Origin of the sequence: Sphingomonas sp. (genome assembly GCF_035944535.1) — a bacterium.
In the GTDB taxonomy this organism is placed as follows: Bacteria; Pseudomonadota; Alphaproteobacteria; order Sphingomonadales; family Sphingomonadaceae; genus Sphingomonas_B.
The window spans coordinates 64131-85198 of record NZ_DASZBC010000003.1; the positions used below are offsets into that span (position 1 = coordinate 64131).

Genomic DNA, 21068 nt, shown 5'->3' on the forward strand with positions numbered 1-21068 from the left:
CAAGCTCAGCCCGAACGGGTCATGGGGTTCACGAACGGTGACCACGTCAGGCGGAACGCTCCATCGTCACCGCCACCAGCGCGATCCGTTCGACATCAGCATAAGCGGGCTTCTCCAGCTCCTCCCCGAACACGTCGGGATCGAGCTCGCGGCAGGCATGCTCGAGCCCAAGCTCCTCCGCCAACGCGGCCACCGCCTCGCACAGCGCGTTGCGGCCGCCGACGATCGCCGCGCCGCTGTAGAGGATCAGCCGCCCGCCAGGTGCGAGCCGCTCCGCCGCCATCCGCGTCATCTTGAGCGGGATCTCTCCGCCATGCATGCCGCCGCCGTCGCGATAGGCGCGCTCGCCATCGTCGATGATGTAAGGCGGATTGATGACGGCGAGGTCGATCGGATCCTCGACTTCGTCCAGCGTGTCGGACTCGACCGTCTCCACATCGATCCCCGCCGCCGCGGCGTTGATGCGCGCGAGCCGCAACGCCTTGGGATTAAGATCGGTCAGCGTCACCCGCGCTCCTTCGCTGCATAGCCCGGCGACGATGCCACCGACACCGGCGCCTGCGCCCATGTCCACGATGTGCGCGCCGGGCGCGAGTGGCTGGCGCGCCAGCTCGGCCGCGATCAGGTTGGCGAAACGGTAGGTGTCCGGCCCGAAGAACACCGAGTCCTCGGCCTCGGTCGGATAGGCGGAGTGAAGCCAGAGCTGGTTCGCCAGGCTCGACACCCGCAGCCGGCTCTTCACCTGCCCGTCAGCTTCTTCCAGCATGCCCGCCTGCCGCAACAGGTCCTCGACCGAGGCATCCAGCCCTGACCGGGCAGGCAAACTCCAGCCCAGCAGCCCGCGCAAGTCTCGGGCTTCCTTCATGTCAGGACGATCGAGCACACGGGCATGGCTGGCCGGCGTCGGCGTGACGAACTGATAGGCACGCACTTTCAACAGCTTCAGCAGGCTCAGAAGGGCAGTATTCGCTGATTCGCTCATATCGTAAGCGCAACGAGCTGCGGCCGGCCGCGTTCCAATCGTTCCTCCGTTCGCTTCTAGCGAAGCCGAGAAGCGTGCGCGACGTTGCACGCGTATCTCGACTTCGCTCGATACGAACGGGGGAATGTGCAACTTCGTTTCTGCCAGACGGTTCAGCCACAATGCTCAAGGCGGCCATTTTCGACATCGACGGAACCCTGATCGACAGCAACGATCTCCATGCCGAGGCCTGGGGCGAGACCTTCCGCCGCTATGGCATCGACCTCCCGCATCATGTGATCCGCGGCCAGATCGGCAAGGGCGGCGACAATCTGATGCCGGCGCTGCTCCCCGCCGACCTGCTCGAAAGCCGCGGGGAGGAGATCGAGAGCGAACGCAAGGCGCTGTTCAAGCGCGATTACCTGCCTCGCGTTAAGCCGTTTCCCGGTGTGCGGGAGCTGTTCCGGACGCTGAAGCAGAATGGCGCGCTCATCGCCCTCGCCAGTTCCGCGGCGGAAGAGGAGCTCGCGCACCATAAGCAATTGCTCGGCATTGCGGACTTGATCGACGGCGCCACCTCCGCCGACGATGTCGAGCATAGCAAACCGTGCCCCGACATCTTCCGCGCCGCGCTTGAGAAGTTCCCCGTCGCCGCCGACGAGGCGATCGTCGTCGGAGACACGCCCTATGACATGGAAGCCGCCGGCAAAGTCGGCATAGCCGCGATCGGCGTCCGGTGCGGCGGCTTCGCGCCGGACCTGCTGCGCTCTGCCGGCGCCCGCGCGCTATTCGACGGGCCCTGGTCCCTGCCGCACAGGATCGATGAATGGCTTGCCGGCGAGGGCACAAAAGCCTGTCCTACACGCGAGCCGGTGGGCTAGGCTCCTCTCACCAACCGGTCGAACCGCACAAAATGCACATCCTGCACGGCAAACGTCCCGTTACCTTTGTTGCCTTTGTGCAGATTGACCCGTCCGGCCTGGCCCGCTTAAGGCCGCGCCGCGAGGAGGCGAGATGAAGAAGATCTATCCCGACGCCGCGGCGGCCCTGGAAGGGCTGTTGTTCGACGGTATGACCATCTGTTCGGGCGGCTTCGGCCTGTGCGGCATTCCGGAGCGGCTGATCGACGCGATCCAGGCGAGCGGTGTCAAGGATCTGACCGTCGTCTCCAACAATGCGGGCATCGACAATGAAGGCCTCGGCAAGCTGCTCCGTACCCGCCAGATCAGGAAGATGATCTCCTCCTATGTCGGCGAGAACAAGGAGTTCGAACGGCAATATCTGTCCGGCGAACTGGAGGTCGAATTCTGCCCCCAGGGCACGCTCGCCGAACGCTGCCGCGCGGGCGGCGCCGGCATTCCCGGCTTCTACACCAAGACCGGCGTCGGCACGCTCGTCGCGGAGGGCAAGGAGCATAAGGAGTTCGACGGCGAAACCTACATCCTCGAACGCGGCATCCGCGCCGACCTGTCGATCATCAAGGGCTGGAAGGCGGACGAAGCGGGCAACCTCGTCTTCCGCAAGACCGCCCGCAACTTCAATCAGCCGATGGCGACGGCAGCCAAGATCTGCGTTGCCGAAGTCGAAGAGATCGTCCCCGTCGGCACACTGAACCCGGATGCGATCCACGTCCCCAGCATCTTCGTGAAACGCATGATCCTCGGCGCACCCTACGACAAGAAGATCGAGTTCCGCATGACGCGGGAGCGGGAGCCGGCGTGAGGCAGCCCAATCCGTGGTTGATGGTCGGCGGCTGGCTGAGCGTCATCGCGTCCCTTCTGCACGTCGCCTGCATCTTCGGCGGGCCGGACTGGTACCGTTTCTTCGGCGCGGGCGAGGCGTTGGCGCAGGCCGACGCACGGGGTGAATGGTATCCCGCCGTGATCACCGCGGGGATTGCGACCGTGCTCGCGATCTGGGCTGCCTATGCCTTCGCCGGCGCGGGCGTGATTGGCCGCCTTCCACTGATGCGGACCGCCCTGATCACGATCAGCGCGATCTATCTGGTGCGCGGCCTGTTCATCCTCCCCGTCCTGGCCGAAGCGCAGGCGCGGACGCCGTTTAATATCTGGTCGTCTTTGATCGTGCTGGCGTACGGCGTCGCTTACGCGATTGGGACGTGGCAGGCCTGGCCTCACCTCAAGCGGGTTGCTCTTCGGGCGGAGGCCGCTTGATCCTCTCTCTCCTCCTACTAGCGGCTGCCATTGAGGATCGCGCGGCCGATATCGCGGCCTTGCGTGAGGCCAAGCTGAACGCATGGCCCGGATATTACCGAGCGAACGATCCGGACGGGCTCGCCGCGTTTCTCGCCGACGGCTTCGTCGCGCTGAGCGACGATGGTTCGTCTGAGACCAAGGCTGAGGTTGTCGCCTGGGTGCGCGCGAACAAATGGGCGGGCGGTAGCAACGGCTTCCGCTACGACATCAAGGACATCGCCTTTTACAGCGAGAACATCGCGAATGTGTACGGCGTCGGATCCTTTGACGGTAAAGCCGCCGACGGCTCTGCCTGCCGGATGCGCTACACCTCGGCCAATATCTTCGTGCGCGAGGGCGGCCGGTGGAAGCCCAAATTCAGTCACACCAGCAAGGCCGCCTGCGCGGCAAAGGACAGCTAAAATGCCTTGGGACCGCAACCAGATGGCCGCGCGGGCGGCGCGGGAGCTGCAGGACGGCTTCTATGTGAATCTCGGCATCGGCATTCCGACCCTGGTCGCCAACCACGTCCCGGCGGGCGTCGAGGTCACGCTACAGTCCGAGAACGGCATGCTCGGCATTGGGCCGTTTCCGTATGAGGACGAGGTCGATCCGGACCTGATCAACGCCGGCAAGCAGACCATCTCGGAACTGCCCTCGTCCAGCTATTTCGGCTCGGAGCAGAGCTTCGCCATGATCCGAGGCGGCCATATCGACCTGACCGTGCTCGGCGCGATGGAAGTCAGCCAAGATGGCGACATTGCCAACTGGATGATCCCGGGCAAGATGATCAAGGGCATGGGCGGTGCAATGGATCTGGTCGCCGGCGTCAAGAAGATCATCGTGGTGATGGAGCATAACGCCAAGGACGGCAGCCCCAAGTTCATCCCGTCTTGCACGCTTCCGCTGACGGGCAAGAACGTCGTTGATATGATCGTGACCGATCTGGCGGTCTTCCAGCGCCCCGATCATCAGAGTCCGTTCAAGCTGATCGAATTGGCTCCGGGCGTCACCGCCGACGAGGTCAAGGCGAAGACGACGGCGCACTTCGTCTCCTAGGCCGCTCGTCCCGAGCGAAGTCGAGAGGCGCTGACATAGGACAGGAGACACGCCCCTCGACTACGCTCGGGACGAGCGATCTTGGTGATCGGGCAGCAGGGTTCCCGCGCTTCAGCCCCTCGTTTCTGTCGTTTCGTCGTGAAAACGGCAGCCAAGGCCTTGGCGTAACGCTGAATCTCTGATTCCTTAACCCTACATAAGGGGCAATCGGGTCACAGGGGTCGCTGGACGTGGTGAAGAACATCAAGATGGGAATCCAGCAACGACCCAAAGCGGCAGCGATCGGCGGCGGCGTCGCCGGCATGCTCGCGCTCGCGGCGATTGTCCCGGGGCTCATCGCGACCCGCTCGCCGGCCGTCGCGTCGCAGCCCGGCGTTTATCAAGGCGCTCGGTCCGGCCTGATCAACTCCGCCTATCGTGCGCCGTACAAGGTCGACTATGAGCGGCTCGACGCGCGGCTTCGCCTGGCTGCGACCAAGCCCGACATGGTCGGCATGGCCGTCGCGGTCATCGAGAATGGCGAAATCACCTTCGTCCAGGGCTATGGCAAGACGACGGCGAACGGCACTGAGCCGGTCACGCCCAACACTGTCTTTCGCTGGGCGTCGCTGTCCAAGGGCGTCGCCTCGACCATGGCGGGCCTGCTCGAAGCCGAAGGCAAGCTTTCGCTGAACGAGCCAGTGGCCAAGTTCAACACCACCCTGCGCCTGCCAAAGGGCGGCGAGGCGATGACGACCATCGCCGACATTCTGTCGCACCGCGTCGGCATCGCCCGTAACGCTAATGACGGCAAGCTGGAGAGCGGGGCCGATCCCAAGGCGCTGCGCATGGCGCTAGCGACGCTGCAGCCCGCCTGCGCGCCGGGTACCTGCCATACCTACCAGAATATCGCATTCGACACGGTCAGCGAAATCGTGGAGAAGGTGACCGGCCAGTCCTATCAGAACGAAGTCCGCCGCCGCCTCTTCGCGCCTTTGGGCATGCAGACGGCGAGCCTGACGCGAGCCGGGCTGATGGCGTCGCGCAGCTGGGCGCGCCCGCATGTCGGCCGCAACACCGTCCAGGTGAACGACAACTATTACCGCGTGCCGGCAGCCGGCGGCGTCAACTCGTCGATCATGGATCTGGCGATCTGGATGCGCGCCCAGATGGGCCTGGCCCCGCAGGTGCTGCCGCCGCAGGTGCTCGACACCATCCACCAGGCGCGTGTCGGCACGCCCCGGCGCGGCACGGCCTTCGCCCGCGCCATGGGCCCGTCGCAATATGCGCTCGGTTGGCGCGACTATAACTATGCCGGCCGCTGGCTGGTTGGGCACCAGGGCGCGGTGATGGGCTATCGCGCGACGGTCCTGTTCGACCCGCAGGCTAAGTCGGGCGTCGCAGTGCTCTGGAACTCGCAGACCGGCCGCCCGTCCGGCGTGCAGCTGGAAGTGCTCGAGATGCTCTACGGTCAGCCCCGCAACGACTGGCTGAAGCTCGACACCGCCACTGCCGCGCCGACCACCGAAACCATCGTCGAATAAGGCGGATTCACAGGACTGTCCCAGGCTGATACAGGTCGGGTCGTGACTGGGCAGCGCACGCTTTATCAGAAGATCTGGGACGCTCACGTCGTCGAGCGGCGCGATGACGGCACGTGCCTGATCTATATCGACCGGCATCTGGTCCACGAAGTGACCAGCCCCCAGGCCTTCGAGGCGTTGCGCCTCAACGGCCGCAAGGTGCGGCGGCCGGACCTGACCCTCGCCGTTCCCGACCATAATCTGCCGACGACGCCGCGCCGCGGCTCGAACGGCATGCGCCTGCCGATCGCCGACCCGGAAAGCGCCCAGCAGCTGGCGGCGCTAGAGCGCAACGCGCCCGCCTTCGGCATCCGCTACATTGCTGACACGGATCCGGAGCAGGGCATCGTCCATGTCGTCGGTCCCGAGCAGGGGTTCACGCTGCCGGGCTGCACTCTCGTCTGCGGTGACAGCCACACCGCGGCCCATGGCGCGCTCGGGGCGCTGGCCTTCGGCATCGGAACGTCGGAGGTGGAGCATGTGCTCGCCACCCAGACGCTGCTGCTGAAACAGTCCCGGTCGATGAACATCCGCATCGAGGGCAAACTCGGCTTTGGCGTCAGCGCCAAGGACCTGATCCTCCACATTATTGGCCGGATCGGGGCGGCAGGCGGCACCGGCTATGTAATCGAATATTCCGGCTCGACCATTCGCGACATGTCGGTCGAGGGGCGGCTGACCGTCTCCAACATGTCGATCGAAGCGGGCGCGCGCGCCGGCTTGATCGCGCCCGACGACAAGACTTTCGCCTATCTTGAGGGCCGCCCAATGGCGCCGAAGGGCGAAGCTTGGGAGCAGGCGCTCGCCTGGTGGCGCAGCCTGCCAAGCGACGAAGGCGCGGTGTTCGACCGCGTCGTCGATATCGACGCGACGGAGGTGGCGCCGACCGTCACCTGGGGCACTAGCCCGGAAGACGTGGCGCCGATCACCGGCGCCGTGCCCTCGCCCGATAGCTTCGCAGAGGCGGCCAAGCGCGAGGCGGCGGCCAAGTCGCTCGCCTATATGGGCCTCACGCCCGGCGAGCGGCTGCAGGATGTCGCGGTCGAGAACATCTTCATCGGCAGCTGCACCAACAGCCGGATCGAAGATCTGCGCGCTGCCGCCGCCGTGCTGAAGGGGCGCAAGCGCGCTGGCAATGTGAAGCAGGCCTTGGTCGTGCCTGGCTCCGGGCTGGTGAAGCGTCAGGCCGAGGCCGAGGGTCTTGACCAAATTTTCATTGATGCGGGCTTTGAATGGCGTGAGCCTGGCTGCTCCGCCTGTCTCGGCATGAACCCGGATAAGGTGCCGCCGGGTGAGCGCTGCGCGTCGACGTCGAACCGGAACTTCGTCGGACGCCAGGGACCCGGCGCGCGCACGCACCTGGTTTCGCCGGCGATGGCGGCAGCGGCGGCGGTGACGGGAAGGCTGACGGATGTGCGAACGCTGATGGGGGAGCGGGAATGATGCGGACGATCTTCGGAGCCTTGTTTCTGGTCGCTGCGACGCCTGTCGTCGCGCAAGGCGTGTCGCTCCACGCATTCGAGTGCGGCTCGGCGCCTGGGCGGGACGTCGCAATGTTTTCCGATAGCTACGGCCTGACCGGCGTCAAAAAGGACTTTATCGCCGGCTGCTATCTGATCCGCCACCCCAAGGGCATGCTGCTCTGGGACGCCGGCATGACGCCCGACATGATCGGCGCGGCCGAGCCGGTGATGGGCTGGACGCTCAAGCAGAGCATTCCCGACCGGCTGAAGGCGCTGGGCCTGACGCCCGCGCAAGTCACCCATGTCGGCATCAGCCACCATCATGCCGATCACAGCGGCGGCGCGCGGGACTTCCCTCACGCCGAACTGCTGATCGGCAGGGGAGATTGGGAGGCACTCAAGGCGATGAAGCCGGACGACCGTCCGGCCGCCCAGCTCGCACATTGGCTCACCGGCGGCGGCAAGGCAACGCCGGTCGCCGGTGACAAGGATGTGTTCGGCGACGGCAGCGTCGTCATGCTAGCCATGCCCGGCCATACGCCCGGCCACACCGTGCTGCTGGTGAGGTTGGCGAGCGGGCCGGTGCTCTTGAGCGGCGACCAGTTCCACTTCCGCGAGAATCGCGAGGCGAGGGGGGTACCTGGCTTCAACTGGAACCGGGCCGACACCTTGGCCTCGCACCAGCGCTTTGAGGACATTGCCAAGAATCTGAAAGCCCGCGTGATCATCCAGCATGATCCGCGCGACATGGCGCAGCTGCCCGCCTTTCCGGCAGCACTGAAGTAGCAAGACGGGGACGCGGGGACATGAAAAGAGCAATCGTGCTGCTGATCGCAGGCAGCTTGTTCAGCGGCATCGCCGCTTTCTCGGTGAGCGCCAAACCGGAGCCGGCGATGGTGGAGCAGCGTTGACGCCGGTCCGCACCATCGAGGGCGCGGCGATCCCGTTCGGCCGCGCCAATGTCGACACCGACGTGATCATCCCGGCCAAGTGGCTGAAGACGATCAGCCGGCAAGGGCTGGGCCGCGGAGCCTTCGAGACGGTGCGGGCAGAGGCCGGCAACGTCTTCGACGACCCGGCCTATGTTGGATCGCCCATTCTCATTGCGGGCGAGAATTTCGGCTGCGGATCGAGCCGCGAGCACGCCGCCTGGGCCCTGGCCGATCTCGGCATCACCGCGGTGATCGCGCCTAGCTTCTCGGACATTTTCTCCGGTAACGCATTCAAGAACGGCATCCTCACGGTCGAACTGCCCCGCGCCGCCATCGACCGTTTGATGGAGGTCGCCCGCACCGACCCGATCTCGATCGACCTCGAGGCGCAGACGGTGACCACACGCTTCCAGGACCGCTTCACCTTCGACATCGACCCGTTCCGCAAGCATTGCCTGCTGAACGGTCTCGATGAAGTGGGCCTCACGCTCGCGATGGACGCAAGCATTTCGGCCTATGAGACGAAGCGCGCGACAGAGATGCCTTGGCTTTAGGCCCGGCGCAACGTCCGCCAGCCGAACCAGCAGAGAAGGATCAGCACCGCTTCCACGACCATGGGCACTACCGCTCCTTCATGGCTGCCCGCCGCCGCCAGATTGAAGGTACGTCCGGTGATCGCAACGGCATAGAGCGCGGCTGGCACCATCAGGCCCCCGCCGCGCCCGGTCACCGCCGCATGCAGCGCAAAGCCGGCGCCGACCAGGAAGAAGCTCGACATATCGGCGCGGAGCGTCGCCAGGCCCGCGGCTCCCTGCGGCGTCACGAAAAATGCGCCCGCCGCCTGCTCGGTCGCGAAGAAGAACCAAAGCCCGAGCGCGGAACCGAACAGCGCCACCAGCATCGCGCCGATCCTTGCCAGTGCCACCATCTTGCGCCCCCCCGTCTCTGCAACGCAGGGTAGCGCAAGACACGCTCCGTGCAACCTCAGCCGATCGCCGGATCGGCGATGTCGCCCCGTCCGACCGCATCCAGGAGAGCAAGGCCGTCGATCGTCGCCACCAGCAGAGCTGCCTGGGCACGGCGCTCCTGCGGGGCGCCAGCGAGCCTCTGCTCGGCCCAATCGATGAAGCCGTCGGCAATCGCGGCGCCGATGGCGCGATAGGGCTCCTCGCAGCCCACCGCCCTAGCGCAGAGTTCGAGCCAGAGCCGCATGAAGGGCCGAAAAGCATCGCTCCGCATGACCCCGCGGAGTTGGTGCAGCAGCGTCGCGAAGTCTGTGCGCTCCGAACTGCTTGCCGCTTCGAGCATGGCGGCGAGGCGAGCGGCAATGGCCGACAACGCCTCAGTCATCAGCTCGTCCTTATCGCGAAAATAGTAGAGCAGCATGCGGTCACTGGTGCCGGTGGCGCGCGCAATCTGGCGCAGGCTGCCGGCGGCCAGTCCCTCGACGATCAGGTGGTTGACAACCCGCGCCAACACTTCGTCGCGCCGCTGATCTCGAATTTTCATGTCATGGCTGTAGCGCCCGCTACACACGCATGCTACATGTAGCATCTGCTACACGAAAGGATTCGGTCATGAGTGACTTCTGGCGCAAATGGGTCGTGATCTGGTGTCTGGCCATTGGCCTGTTCGGGGTGGTGCTGACGCTCGCAGCAGTGCCCGGCAACGACTCGATGTTGGTCGCACTCTTATCACAGTTCGGACCGGCACCCCAGTCGATCGATGCTCCGCTCCAGTTCGCGACCGGCCTAATGGGCGCCGTCACAATGGGGTGGGCGGCCACGCTCTACATGGCATTTCGAGCGGCCGAGTTGCTTCCGGCCGACGAAGCGGGACGTTTCTGGCACGGTATATTGGGCGGTGTCGTGCTGTGGTATGTGGTAGATTGCAGCCTCTCGGTCGCGACCAGGTTCGGCCTAAACGTCGTGCCGAACACCCTGTTCCTGATCGCCTTTCTCCTCCCCTTATGGGCAGCGGGTGTGCTGAAGCCGCAGCGACTCTCGACAGCATCCTGAAGCCCCGCCACAAGGCGCAGCACAGGATGAGGAGAGCTCAATGAAGGCCTTGTTGTCGCGCGCAGCCGGCGGACCGGAGACGCTGGAACTCGCCGAGGTGCCGGACCCGGTGCCCGGCAAGGGCGAGTTGCTCGTCCGCATCCAATATTGTGCGATCAACTATCCCGACGTGCTGGTGATCGAGGATAAGTATCAGTTCAAGCCGCCCCGGCCTTTCTCGCCGGGCTCCGAGGTGTCGGGCACGGTCGAAGCCGTCGGAGAGGGCGTCGAAGGCTGGCAGGTCGGCGACCGGCTGCTTGCCCTCACCGCATCATCCGGCGGATTGGCGGAGAAGGTCGCGGTAGCCGCCACCCGGGCCTTCAAGGTGCCGGAGGGCTTGCCGCTGAAGGAAGCCTCGGCCCTGCTGATGACCTACGCGACGACGATTCACGGCCTGCTCGACCGTGGGCATCTGACAGAAGGCCAGACCTTGCTCGTGCTCGGCGCGGCGGGCGGCGTCGGCCTGTCGGCGGTGGAACTCGGCAAGGCGTTCGGCGCGCGGGTGATCGCCGCCGTCTCGTCGAAGGAAAAAGCGCAGGTCGCGCGCGAGGCGGGCGCGGACGACACGCTCGTCTATGGCCGTGCCCCCTTCGACAAGGACGCGTCGAAGGCGCTCGCCGATCAGTTCAAGGCCAAGTGCGGGCCGGAAGGTGCGCACGTCATCTACGATCCGGTCGGCGGCGATTATGCCGAGCCGGCGCTGCGCTCAATCGCCTGGGAGGGGCGGTATCTGGTTGTCGGCTTCCCTGCGGGCATCCCGCGCCTGCCGCTCAACCTGACGCTGCTCAAGAGCTGCGACGTCTGCGGGGTCTTTTGGGGCGCCTTCACCATGCGCGATCCTAAACGCCACCAGGAGCATGTCGCGACGCTTTTCCGCCTCTGGCAGGAAGGCAAGATCGCTCCCCGCGTCACTGAGGCTTTCCCCTTGGAACGCGGCGGCGAAGCCATCGCCAAGCTCGCCTCACGCGGCGCCATCGGCAAGCTGGTGGTCGAGATCGGCTGACGCGTTGCGCGAGAAGCGCAGGGCACCTATCTCAGGTCCGAAACAAGAGGGGTAGAAATGACGACTTTCGACGATCGCGAGCGCGCGTTCGAGGCGAAGTTTGCCCGCGACGAGGAAATGCTGTTCCGTATCGTCGCGCGGCGGAACAAGCTGCTCGGCCAATGGGCGGCGAAGCTGATGAAGCTGACGCCCGAGGAGACCGACGCCTATTCCAAGGCGGTCGTGCAGGCCGAGTTCGAGGAAGCGCATGACGAGGACGTCATTCGGAAGCTGCTGGGCGACCTGACCAGCGCCGGAGTCGAGATGGACGAGGCCACCATCCGCAATGCGCTTGCCGAAAAAGCGGTCGAGGCGCGCCGCCAGCTGATCGAGGCGCAATCCTGACATGCCGATGGCGGCCGAACATATCGAGGCGATGATCCGCGAGGCGATCCCCGACGCCGATGTCGAGATCACCGATCTGGCCGGTGATGGCGATCATTATGCCGCGCGTGTCGTCTCGGCGAGCTTCAAGGGAATGCCGCGCGTCCGCCAGCACCAGAAAGTCTACGCGGCGCTGCAGGGCCGCATGGGCGGCGAGCTTCACGCGCTGCAGCTGACCACCGCCGTTCCGGCAGGAGAGTAGAGTATGACCGACGAATCCCAGGCCCGCATCCAGGAGCTGGTCTCCACCAACGACGTGCTGCTGTTCATGAAGGGCACGCCGCTCTTTCCCCAGTGCGGCTTTTCAAGCCGCGCCATTGCGATCCTCGACCGGCTCGGCGTCGATTATGAGAGCGTTGACGTTCTGCAGGACCAGGGCATCCGCCAGGGCATCAAGGCGTTCAGCGACTGGCCGACCATCCCCCAGCTCTATGTGAAGGGCGAGTTCGTGGGTGGCTCCGACATTATGATGGAGATGTATGAGAGCGGCGAGCTGGGCGAGCTGATGAGCGAAAAGGGCGTCGCCAAGGTCGGCTGAGGTGGAAGTCACCATCTACCACAATCCCGAATGCGGCACGTCGCGCAAGGTGCTCGCGGCGCTGCAGGAGGCTGGCCACGAGCCGCAGATCATCGACTACCGCAAGACCGGCTGGACGCGCGAGCAGCTGGAGGACTTGTTCGCGTGCATGGGCGTCAGCCCCCGCGACGCGCTACGCACGAAGGGCGCTCTGGCGGGCGAGCTCGGCTTGCTAGAAGGTGCGTCCGACGATCGCATCCTTGATGCGATGGTCGAGCATCCGGCGCTGGTCGAACGGCCGATCGTCGAGACGCGCAAGGGCGTTAGGCTCTGCCGACCGGCGGAGCGCGTGCAGGAACTGCTCTAAAGCTTCCACCCTTCGTCATTCTCGCGAAAGCGGGAACCCAGAGGTGCCACGAAGAAGAGCTGAGTCCCCGCTTTCGCGGGGATGACGAAGATTGGGTATGCTCAAGCCGGCCGCGGCAAATGCCGGAGGAGTTTGCGCGAACTCAAGGGTTCGAACAGGCCTTCGGGCCGCTCCGGATCGAGCGTTTCGCTCTCCGCGATCTTCTCGGCGGTGCGGCTGAACTCGGGCGGCACGAAGGTCTTGAGGCTGCGGCCATTGCCGCGCAGGCTCTCCACCGTTGCAATCAGCGAGCTGGTCTCGGCCAGCCGGCGCCGGACCTCGTGCGCCTCCGCGCCCAGATGCTCGGCGAGCAGGTCGGCGCGGATCGCCTCGATCATGTCCCGGGCGCCTTCGTTACCCGGGCAGCCTGTGTCGATCACCACGTCGCATTCGCTGTCCAAGCCCATCGACCGGTTGTTCATATTGGCCGATCCGACCCGCAGCACACGGTCATCGACCACCATGATCTTGGCATGGACGTAGATGTCCTCGCCCGCTTCGTTGACGGGCGTGTAGATGCGGAAGCGCTTGTCGCTGTCGATCTCTGCCAAAGATGCCATTAGCTCGGCGCGAGCCGGGCCCATGACCGCTTCCTCCAACCAACCATCCGCCGACTCCGGATTGACCAGCACGAACTCGGGCCCGGCCGGCTCCTTCAGCCGCTCGGCAATCGCCTCCGCCACGGCGCGCGACGCGAAATATTGGTTCTCGGCATAGACGAAACGCTCGGCGGAGCGGATCAGGTCGACGAACAGCCGCTCATTTTCCCGTACTTCCTCGCGATCCTCATAGCCCCCGCGGGTGCGTGCGATCCCCACCGACACGTCGCGGAAGTGGGGCTTGAGCTCCGGCGGCCAGACATCCTCGGCGGCCTTGGGTACGGGCAGCGGATCGCCACCGGCGACCTGCCAGCGTTCCCGGGCCAGTTCTCCCAGCGCGCGCGCCGCCGCGCCGTCCAGCGCCATGGTGGCATCGTGCCACGGATCGTAACGGCGGCGGGTGGTCGGCCGACGCCGGCCGGGCTGGTCCGGCGCATGAGCGCGCGTGTCCCAGCGATCGGCCGTCATGTCGATACCGCCGCAAAAGGCGAGGGCATCGTCGATCACCAGGATCTTCTGGTGGTGGCTGGCGCCAGTCGGGTGCGCGCCGTCCAGCTTGAAGGTGATCCGGTCGTGCCACATCCAGCGCGCCAGCCGCAGCAAAGTCGTGCCGCGCCCGAGCAGCTTCAGCGCGCCGATGTCCCATTTGAGGATGTGGATGTTGAGTCCCGGCCGGTGCTTCGCCAGCCACTGGATGAAGGGGCCGAGCTCGTTTGGCACGCCGTGGGTCGGACCGCCGGGCCCGTCTTCGCGGTCAAGGAAGATGCGCGTGTCGAAATCCCAGCCGATCAGGATGATCTGCTCGCGCGCCTTCAGCATCGCGCGCTTGGCGTGGCGGTAATAGTCGGCGGCGTCGATCACCACCGCAGCCCGGTTCGCCCTCTCGACGCGCCAGCAATTGCGGCCGGGCTCAAGGATCGGCGTGGGATCGGACATGCACGCGTAACGATCTTCCTTGTCTCCCGTTGCGCCGGAGCGGAAATGATTTCCGCTCGTTCTGAAGCGCATGAAAGATCAAAGGGCTAGGGACGCGGCAAGCCCGCTGGAGATGCCGGCGGAAGGCTGGCTCGATGTGCTGAAGCGCAGCTGGCGCGAAATGGGCAAGGACAACCTGTCGCTGATCGCGGCAGGGGTCGCCTTCTACGCCTTCACTGCCATGGTGCCACTGCTGGGCGCCGTGGTGCTGACCTATGGCCTGGTGGCGGAGCCCGCCTCCGTAGTCCGCCACTTCCAGGAGCTGTCGCAGATGCTGCCGGGCGAGGCGGCGAAGCTGATCGGCGAGCAGCTGATGAACGTCGTCAACACCGCCGGCAGCAAGAAGGGCCTGAGCCTGATTCTGGCGCTGGCCCTCGCTTTCTGGGGCGCGACCAAGGCCAGCGGCGCGATCGTCACTGCGCTTAACATCACCTATGAGGAGGAAGAGACGCGCGGCTTCATCAAGCGCACGCTGATCAACTTGGCGATGGTGCTCGGCGCCGTGCTCGTGGTCGGAGTGGCGATGGTGGCGATCACCGTCTTCGCCCATCTGGACCGCTTCCTGCCTGGTGCACCGGGCGCGCTGCTGTTCCTGGGCCGGCTAGTCTCCTGGGTGCTGCTCGCCGCGATCGGAGCGGCGGCAGTGGCGACGCTCTACCGCTATGCGCCCGATCGCGATGCCGCCAAGTGGCGCTGGCTCACGCCCGGCTCCGCCTTCGCGGCGATCGGCTGGGGCGTGCTGACTGCCGGCTTTGGCATCTATGTGGCGAATTTCGGCAATTACAACGCGACCTATGGCTCGCTGGGTGCCGTGGTGGTGCTGCTCACCTGGCTTTACCTCTCCGCGCTGGTGCTGCTGCTCGGTGCCGAGATGAATGCCGAACTGGAGCATCAGACGGCGCGCGACACCACGAGCGGACCAGAGCGCCCGCTCGGTCAGCGCAATGCCGAGATGGCGGATCGCGTCGCCCCTGACGAGCATGGCGAGCCGGTCAAGGCCTCTTCGCCCCGGCCTACACCGGCCCTGGCCCGCGAGGAGAAGCCGGGCGCCTTGCCTTACGGCCTCAAGGTCTCGGAAGCTTTGCTGATCCTGGTGCTGGCACTGATCCCCGGCCGCAAGCGTGGGCTGCAGCCCGCTGAATGACCAACGAGCGGACCATGGAAGAGCAAGCGGCCGAGCGCCCGGCCTGAACCGTCCGGCAGCGGACACCGTTGCTGGTCGGGAACGAGAATGGCGCGGTCGCGTTCGGAGATTGCGGACCACCGCTCCCCCCTTGCGGTTGTCCTGCACGTTCTGGGAGAAACATGATGAGGGTCTCACGCTTCTGCTTGGCTTTGGTCGCCCCGATCGGCCTGGCCGCCTGCACCAACATGGATGAAGAAGTCGCCGTCGCCCCCGCGCCGCCAGCCTGGCCCGGCGTGATCGTCGGCTCCGTGGCCGCCGACCGCAATGGCGATGGCATCGTCGATGGCTATTACACCAGCGATGGCACCTTTGTGGCCTATCAGGCGCCGCCGTGTCCGCAGCCGCAGATGATGATGCAGCCGGCTCCGGCTCCGTCGGGCGAGCGCGGGCTCTAAGCCCTAGCGGGCGCCGTCTCTCCGTGGCGGCGCCCGCACCTGCCTGAAGAAGGAAGTCAAAGTTGCGTAACTTGTATCGCGGCGCGTTCCTTGCCGCATTGCTGATTTCGACGCCCCTGGCCGGCGTTGCCGCGCAGAGCACTCCGGATGCAGTGGCGCTCGCGGTCAAGGAAAAGGCCGACGGCAAGTTCAAGTCCGTCTATGCGACCCGCGGCTTTTGGCCGCTCTGGGTCAAGGACGGGGCGCTGAGCCCGGCCGCCTCCAGCCTGATCTCCTATCTGGAGACCGCCGATCTGGATGGCCTCGAGCCGTCCGACTATGATGCGCGCGGCCTGCGCGAACTGGTTGACAGGGCTGGGTCAGGGGATCCCGAGACGCTTGCCCGGGCCGAGCTACGCCTGTCCCAGGCTTTTGCCCGCTATGTGCGGGACGTGCGCCGCGCCCCTAACGCGCAGATCCGTTTTCTCGACGAGGAGCTGCGGCCGAAGAAGCTGGGCGAGACCGATGTGCTGCGCGCCGCTTCGGTCGCGCCCGATTTCGATCGCTACATTCAGTCGATGGGCTGGATGAACCCCGCTTATTCCGGCCTGCGCCGCGCACTGGCGGAGCGGCGCGAGCGCTGGTCCAACCTGCCGCAAAACTATGTGCCCGAAGGCTCCGCGCTGAAGCCAGGTATGGGGGGCGATCGCGTCTGGGCGCTACGCGAGCGGCTCGGCCTCAATCCGCAGGGACGTTTCGACAAGAATGTCGTGACGGCGCTCCGCGCTTTCCAGGCCGCTCATGGCTTGAAGGCGGACGGCGTGGCGGGCGCAGGGACGATCGCGGCACTCAATCGCCCGACCAGCTGGTACGACCGCAAGCTGGCGGTCAATCTCGACCGCGCACGGCTTCTGCCGGGGCCAAATACGCGCCACATCGTCGTCGACAGTGCCGCGCAGCAACTGGTCTATTACCAGGACGGGGCGGAGGCGGGCCGCATGCGCGTAGTCGTTGGCAAGCCGGACCAGCAGACGCCGATGCTCGCCGGCATGCTGCGCTTTGCGACGCTCAACCCTTATTGGAATGTGCCGGACGACCTGGCCTATAAGCGCGTGGTCAGCCGCGTCCTCAACGGCGCCTCGCTCCAGCGGCTCGGCTTCGAGGCCCTGTCCGGCTGGGACGCCAATGCGCAGCTCCTTCAGCCGGAGTTCGTTGACTGGCAGGCGGTCGCCGACGGCCGCCAGCGCATCCGCGTGCGCCAACTGCCGGGGCCCGAGAACGCGATGGGCCGGGTCAAGTTCATGTTCCCGAACGATCTCGGCATCTACCTCCACGACACCAACGAGCCCGAGTTGATGAACCGCCAAGCGCGCTTCTTCAGCTCCGGCTGTGTGCGGCTGGAGGATGCGCAGCGGCTCGGCCAATGGCTGTTCGGTCAGCCGCTGAACGCGAACAGCGACCAGCCCGAGCAGCATGTGCCGCTGCCCCGCCCGGTGCCGGTCTATCTCACCTATATGACCGCGCAGGCGACACCCGAGGGCGTCCGCTTCCTCGAAGACGTCTATGGCCGCGACGAACTCGATCCGCGGGAGTTCGCGAGCCGGTAAATATCGTCATTGCGAGCGTCGCGAAGCAATCCAGTCGCTGGGTTCGGCGAAGCTGGATTGCTTCGTCGCTATGCTCCTCGCAATGACGGTGGTTACGGCCGCTGCGGATCGATCCGGGTGGTCTGGCTAGCCACCGCGACCCAGCGCCCGCCGCGGCGCGCGAACACGTCGGTGAAGCCCCAAAGTCCGCTCGTGTCCCGTCCGCTCATCGAGGTGATTTCTTCGTCCACGCCCTGGACGACGGCGACGTCGCCCATCACCTTCACGCGCAGATCTCGCACCTTCATCGACTTGATGACGTAGCGCCGGTCCTGCAGCCGCTTGAGCAAGGTCGATTTGGTGAAAAAGCCAAGCCAGTTCCCGCCGCGCCAATCGGGTGCGTAGAAGGCGCGCAGGAACGCCATGTCTTTGGAAACCAGTGCGCGAGCATAATCCTGCTCCAGCTTGATCAGCTCGGACTCGGCACGGCCTTGCTGCGCCAGAGCCGGAGCGCTCGCAATGGCAAGAGCGGCGATCAGCAGGAGCGGCAAGCGCTTCATGCGCTCGGCCTTTGCAGCCTCTTGCGATCCTGTGCAATATGGCCTGACGCGCCCGCTGTGCCTTGACGGGACAAGCTGCGGAAGCGAGCGGGAGCACCATGCGGCACAGCCTCTTTGCCTCGCTTCAGCGCGGCTTTCCTGAAGACTTGAACGCGCCGGCATTGGTCGAGCCGACCGCGAGCAGCATCAGCTATGGCGATCTGCTGAGGCGCTCTGGCGGTATAGCCGCCGCGCTTCAGTCGCAGGGGCTGAGGCAAGGAGATCGGCTGCTCGTGCAGACCGGCAAGTCCGTGGAGGGGCTGCTGCTGTACCTCGCCGCGATCCGCAGCGGGATCGTCTATGTGCCGCTGAACCCTGGCTACACGGCCGCCGAGATCGACTATTTCGTTCGCGATGCCGAGCCCGCATTGTTTGTCGATGAGGCGCGGCTCGCGGCGCTCGCAAGCGCTCCCGCCGCCGAGTTTGCCGATCCGGAACTTGCGGCGGAGTCGCTCGCCGCCATTCTCTACACGTCGGGCACGACAGGCCGCTCCAAGGGAGCGATGCTCAGCCAGCGCAACCTCGCCTCCAATGCGGAGACGCTGATCGGTGAGTGGAAGTTTACCGGGTCGGACCGGCTGATTCACGCGCTGCCGATCTTCCATGTCCATGGACTGTTCGTTGCGACCCACTGTGTGCTCGGATCGGGCGCGTCCATGCTCTGGCTGCCGGGCTTCGATGCCGATGCTATTCTGGCCGCGATGCCGGACGCCACCGTGCTGATGGGCGTGCCCACCTTCTACACGCGCCTGCTGGCCCGCCCGGACCTGACGCCGGAGCGCACATCCTCGATGCGGTTGTTCGTATCAGGATCGGCCCCGCTCTCTGCCGAAACTCACCGCGCCTGGGAGGGCAGGACAGGGCACCGCATCCTTGAGCGCTACGGCATGACGGAAACAGGCATGCTCGCCTCTAACCCCTACGAGGGGGCGCGGCGCGCCGGGAGTGTCGGACCCCCGCTGCCGGGCGTCGACATCCGTATCGCCTCGGCCGATGCTGACGGCGTCGGGGCTATCGAAGTGCGGGGTCCGAACGTCACCAGCGGCTATTGGCGAAATTTCGAGAAAACGGCGGAGTCCTTCACGCCCGACGGCTTCTTTCGAACCGGCGATCTCGGTCGATTCGATAACGACGGCTATCTCTGGATCGTTGGCCGCGCCAAGGACCTGATCATCTCCGGCGGCTTCAACGTCTATCCGGCCGAGGTGGAAGATGCGATCGAGGCGCTGCCTGGCGTCGCCGAAGTTGCGGTCGTCGGGGTGCCGCATCCGGACTTTGGAGAGGGTGTCATTGCCGTTATCGTTCCGCGGCCTGATCAAGTGGTCACTAAAGAGCGAGTTTCAGCCGCCCTGCGCGAGACCCTCGCCGCCTATAAACGGCCCAAGCGCATACTCATCCGCGACGCGCTCCCGCGCAATGCCATGGGCAAGGTCGAGAAGGCTGTCCTTCGGAAGGAACTCGCCGGCTTGTTCGCTTAGACGACGCGTTCCGCAAGCAGGCTCAGCTGATCAGCAGGCGCCAACTCGTCCTGGTCAGTCAGCGTGGTCGGATAATCGCCCGTGAAGCAGGCATCGCAATGTTGCGGACGGACGTCCGCGCGGCGCTCATGGCCAAGTGCCTTGTACAGGCCCTCGATCGACACGAAGGCGAGGCTGTCGGCATGAATATAGTCAGACATGCCGGGCACATCGAGCTTGGCCGCCAGCAGCTTCGCCCGTTCGGGCGTGTCGACGCCGTAGAAACAGCTGTGCCGCGTCGGGGGGCTGGCGATGCGCATATGCACTTCGGCCGCGCCCGCATCGCGCATCATCTGCACGATCTTGAGGCTGGTCGTGCCGCGCACGATCGAATCGTCGATCAGCACGACTCGCTTGCCGCCGATCAGCGCGCGATTGGCATTGTGCTTCAGCTTGACGCCAAGATGCCGGACCTGGTCGCCGGGCTGGATGAAGGTGCGGCCGACATAGTGGCTGCGAATGATGCCCAGTTCGAACGGAATGCCGGATTGCTGGGCATAGCCGATCGCCGCAGGCACACCGGAATCCGGCACAGGAATGACCAGATCGGCATCGACCGGCGCCTCGATCGCGAGCTGCGCGCCGATCGCCTTGCGCACATCATAGACGCTGGTGCCGTCCACGATCGAATCAGGCCTGGAGAAATAGACATGCTCGAAGATGCACGGCCGCGGATTGATCTTCCCGAAGGGCTGGATCGAGCGGACACCGGCATCTGTGACGATGACGATCTCGCCGGGCTCGACTTGGCGGATGAACTCGGCGCCGATCACGTCGAGCGCAACTGTCTCCGAAGCGAAGATGGTCGAGTCACCGAGCTTGCCCATCACCAGCGGGCGAATGCCGAGTGGATCGCGGCAGGCCAGCATGCCTTCCGGCGTCATGCAGATCAGGCTGTAAGCGCCCTCCAGCTGCTTCAGCGCGTCGATGAACTTGTCCAGCAGCGTCCGATATGTCGAGGTGGCGACCAGGTGAATGATCACCTCGGTGTCCGAGGTCGACTGGAAGATGGATCCGCGGCGGACGAGCTCGCGGCGGAGCTTCATCGCGTTCGAGATGTTGCCGTTATGCGCGACTGCGAAACCGCCGGAGCTCAGCTCCGCAAACAGCGGCTGAACGTTGCGGAGCGCGGTCTCGCCGGTCGTCGAATAGCGGACATGGCCGCAGGCGGCCCGCCCCGGCAGTCCGCGAATGACTTCGTCGCGGTCGAAGTTGCCAGCGACATGCCCCATCGCGCGATGCGTGTGGAAGTGGTGGCCGTCCCAGCTGGTAATTCCCGCCGCCTCCTGGCCGCGATGCTGAAGCGCGTGCAGGCCCAGCGCCACCACGGCCGAGGCAGTTTCGGCATCGTAGATGCCGAAGACGCCGCACTCCTCGCGCAGTTTGTCGTCGTCAAACGGATTGGTCGTGAGCATGTGAGAGACCGCGCCCTAAGCCTCGTTGGTGCGGCATATAGGGAGCGGGGGGCGATTTGTCTCCCCTCTGTCACAAAAAGAAAGCCCCGCCCGGCACGCTGCCGGACGGGGCTCGCTTTGCTTCAGCGTAGTGGCTTAGGCGTAGGTCACTGCGACGCTGCGGCGACGGCGCGCGGCGGCGCCGACAAAGCCGAAGCCAGCGATCATCATGGCCCAGGTGGCCGGTTCCGGCACCGCCA

General features: G+C 65.5%; 25 protein-coding genes and 1 pseudogene. 19 read left to right on the forward strand and 7 right to left on the reverse strand.

The window, feature by feature from the left end; genetic code table 11:
- Positions 1-46: 46 nt before the first annotated feature.
- Complete coding sequence (locus tag VGT77_RS02180) at positions 47-982, reverse strand: methyltransferase (protein ID WP_327459133.1); 936 nt, start codon at positions 980-982, stop codon at positions 47-49.
- Between the two features lie 161 nt (positions 983-1143).
- Between VGT77_RS02180 and VGT77_RS02185 the strand changes: the two genes are divergently transcribed.
- The 9 genes from VGT77_RS02185 (at position 1144) to leuD (ending at position 8726) form a co-directional block, all read left to right on the forward strand.
- Positions 1144-1842, forward strand: coding sequence for an HAD family hydrolase (locus VGT77_RS02185; protein ID WP_327459135.1), 699 nt, complete (start codon positions 1144-1146; stop codon positions 1840-1842).
- Positions 1843-1975: 133 nt separating this feature from the next.
- Positions 1976-2683, forward strand: coding sequence for a CoA transferase subunit A (locus VGT77_RS02190; protein WP_327459137.1), 708 nt, complete (start codon positions 1976-1978; stop codon positions 2681-2683).
- Positions 2680-3135, forward strand: coding sequence for a hypothetical protein (locus VGT77_RS02195; protein WP_327459139.1), 456 nt, complete (start codon positions 2680-2682; stop codon positions 3133-3135). The genes VGT77_RS02190 and VGT77_RS02195 overlap by 4 nt, the downstream gene beginning before the upstream one ends.
- Entirely contained in the window at positions 3132-3578 is a 447-nt protein-coding gene (locus VGT77_RS02200) for a nuclear transport factor 2 family protein (RefSeq protein ID WP_327459141.1), read from the forward strand. Before VGT77_RS02195 ends, VGT77_RS02200 begins: the two co-directional genes overlap by 4 nt.
- A gap of 1 nt (position 3579) precedes the next feature.
- Complete coding sequence (locus VGT77_RS02205) at positions 3580-4215, forward strand: CoA transferase subunit B (protein WP_327459143.1); 636 nt, start codon at positions 3580-3582, stop codon at positions 4213-4215.
- 230 nt (positions 4216-4445) lie between these two features.
- Positions 4446-5738 (forward strand): serine hydrolase domain-containing protein, encoded by a 1293-nt coding sequence (locus tag VGT77_RS02210; protein ID WP_327459145.1) that lies wholly within the window; start codon positions 4446-4448, stop codon positions 5736-5738.
- 42 nt (positions 5739-5780) lie between these two features.
- Positions 5781-7220, forward strand: coding sequence for a 3-isopropylmalate dehydratase large subunit (gene leuC / locus VGT77_RS02215; protein ID WP_327459147.1), 1440 nt, complete (start codon positions 5781-5783; stop codon positions 7218-7220).
- Positions 7217-8026, forward strand: a complete 810-nt coding sequence (locus VGT77_RS02220; RefSeq protein WP_327459148.1) for an N-acyl homoserine lactonase family protein — start codon at positions 7217-7219, stop codon at positions 8024-8026. Before leuC ends, VGT77_RS02220 begins: the two co-directional genes overlap by 4 nt.
- Before the next feature lie 121 nt (positions 8027-8147).
- Positions 8148-8726: a 3-isopropylmalate dehydratase small subunit gene (leuD, locus tag VGT77_RS02225; protein WP_327459150.1), complete on the forward strand. Its 579-nt coding sequence runs from the start codon at positions 8148-8150 to the stop codon at positions 8724-8726.
- Here the strand turns inward: leuD and VGT77_RS02230 are convergent.
- Both VGT77_RS02230 and VGT77_RS02235 read right to left on the reverse strand, forming a co-directional pair.
- Positions 8723-9100: a hypothetical protein gene (locus VGT77_RS02230; RefSeq protein WP_327459152.1), complete on the reverse strand. Its 378-nt coding sequence runs from the start codon at positions 9098-9100 to the stop codon at positions 8723-8725. The two genes, leuD and VGT77_RS02230, sit on opposite strands and share 4 nt — an antisense overlap.
- 56 nt (positions 9101-9156) lie before the next feature.
- Positions 9157-9681, reverse strand: coding sequence for a TetR family transcriptional regulator (locus VGT77_RS02235; RefSeq protein WP_327459154.1), 525 nt, complete (start codon positions 9679-9681; stop codon positions 9157-9159).
- A 68-nt stretch (positions 9682-9749) separates the two neighbouring features.
- On the opposite strand from VGT77_RS02235, the gene VGT77_RS02240 reads away from it, so the two are divergent.
- The 6 genes from VGT77_RS02240 to arsC are packed head-to-tail and all read left to right on the forward strand — an operon-like array spanning position 9750 to position 12539.
- Positions 9750-10190 carry a hypothetical protein gene (locus tag VGT77_RS02240; protein ID WP_327459156.1) on the forward strand — a complete coding sequence of 147 codons (441 nt, stop codon included), beginning with the start codon at positions 9750-9752 and terminating at the stop codon, positions 10188-10190.
- Positions 10191-10230: 40 nt separating this feature from the next.
- On the forward strand, positions 10231-11232 hold the full coding sequence (locus VGT77_RS02245; protein WP_327459158.1) for an NADPH:quinone oxidoreductase family protein: 1002 nt from the start codon (positions 10231-10233) through the stop codon (positions 11230-11232).
- A 57-nt stretch (positions 11233-11289) separates the two neighbouring features.
- Positions 11290-11616 carry a DUF1476 domain-containing protein gene (locus tag VGT77_RS02250; protein ID WP_327459161.1) on the forward strand — a complete coding sequence of 109 codons (327 nt, stop codon included), beginning with the start codon at positions 11290-11292 and terminating at the stop codon, positions 11614-11616.
- 1 nt (position 11617) lies between these two features.
- Positions 11618-11857 carry a BolA family transcriptional regulator gene (locus VGT77_RS02255; protein ID WP_327459163.1) on the forward strand — a complete coding sequence of 80 codons (240 nt, stop codon included), beginning with the start codon at positions 11618-11620 and terminating at the stop codon, positions 11855-11857.
- Positions 11858-11860: 3 nt separating this feature from the next.
- Positions 11861-12193, forward strand: coding sequence for a Grx4 family monothiol glutaredoxin (gene grxD, locus VGT77_RS02260; RefSeq protein WP_327459165.1), 333 nt, complete (start codon positions 11861-11863; stop codon positions 12191-12193).
- A 1-nt stretch (position 12194) separates the two neighbouring features.
- Positions 12195-12539 (forward strand): arsenate reductase (glutaredoxin), encoded by a 345-nt coding sequence (arsC, locus tag VGT77_RS02265; protein WP_327459167.1) that lies wholly within the window; start codon positions 12195-12197, stop codon positions 12537-12539.
- A 101-nt stretch (positions 12540-12640) separates the two neighbouring features.
- On the opposite strand, the gene VGT77_RS02270 is transcribed toward arsC, so the two are convergent.
- Positions 12641-14113 (reverse strand): phospholipase D-like domain-containing protein, encoded by a 1473-nt coding sequence (locus tag VGT77_RS02270; protein WP_327459169.1) that lies wholly within the window; start codon positions 14111-14113, stop codon positions 12641-12643.
- A 70-nt stretch (positions 14114-14183) separates the two neighbouring features.
- On the opposite strand from VGT77_RS02270, the gene VGT77_RS02275 reads away from it, so the two are divergent.
- The 3 genes from VGT77_RS02275 to VGT77_RS02285 all read left to right on the forward strand — a co-directional run bounded on the left by VGT77_RS02275 (position 14184) and on the right by VGT77_RS02285 (position 17319).
- Positions 14184-15296: a YihY/virulence factor BrkB family protein gene (locus VGT77_RS02275; protein WP_327459170.1), complete on the forward strand. Its 1113-nt coding sequence runs from the start codon at positions 14184-14186 to the stop codon at positions 15294-15296.
- Positions 15297-15457: 161 nt separating this feature from the next.
- A complete protein-coding gene (locus VGT77_RS02280) occupies positions 15458-15733 on the forward strand; it encodes a hypothetical protein (protein ID WP_327459172.1) in 276 nt (91 codons plus the stop codon).
- A gap of 62 nt (positions 15734-15795) precedes the next feature.
- Positions 15796-17319, forward strand: coding sequence for a L,D-transpeptidase family protein (locus VGT77_RS02285; protein ID WP_327459174.1), 1524 nt, complete (start codon positions 15796-15798; stop codon positions 17317-17319).
- A 92-nt stretch (positions 17320-17411) separates the two neighbouring features.
- On the opposite strand, the gene VGT77_RS02290 is transcribed toward VGT77_RS02285, so the two are convergent.
- The gene (locus VGT77_RS02290) at positions 17412-17858 is read right to left on the reverse strand and encodes a nuclear transport factor 2 family protein (protein WP_327459176.1); all 447 of its coding nucleotides are present in this window, start codon (positions 17856-17858) and stop codon (positions 17412-17414) included.
- A 98-nt stretch (positions 17859-17956) separates the two neighbouring features.
- On the opposite strand from VGT77_RS02290, the gene VGT77_RS02295 reads away from it, so the two are divergent.
- The gene (locus tag VGT77_RS02295) at positions 17957-19375 is read left to right on the forward strand and encodes an AMP-binding protein (RefSeq protein WP_327459178.1); all 1419 of its coding nucleotides are present in this window, start codon (positions 17957-17959) and stop codon (positions 19373-19375) included.
- Here the strand turns inward: VGT77_RS02295 and purF are convergent.
- Both purF and VGT77_RS15570 read right to left on the reverse strand, forming a co-directional pair.
- A complete protein-coding gene (gene purF / locus VGT77_RS02300; protein WP_327459180.1) occupies positions 19372-20829 on the reverse strand; it encodes an amidophosphoribosyltransferase in 1458 nt (485 codons plus the stop codon). The two genes, VGT77_RS02295 and purF, sit on opposite strands and share 4 nt — an antisense overlap.
- A gap of 135 nt (positions 20830-20964) precedes the next feature.
- Positions 20965-21066 (reverse strand): annotated as a pseudogene (locus VGT77_RS15570) (PEPxxWA-CTERM sorting domain-containing protein); the annotation flags it as partial.
- Positions 21067-21068 lie beyond the last annotated feature (2 nt).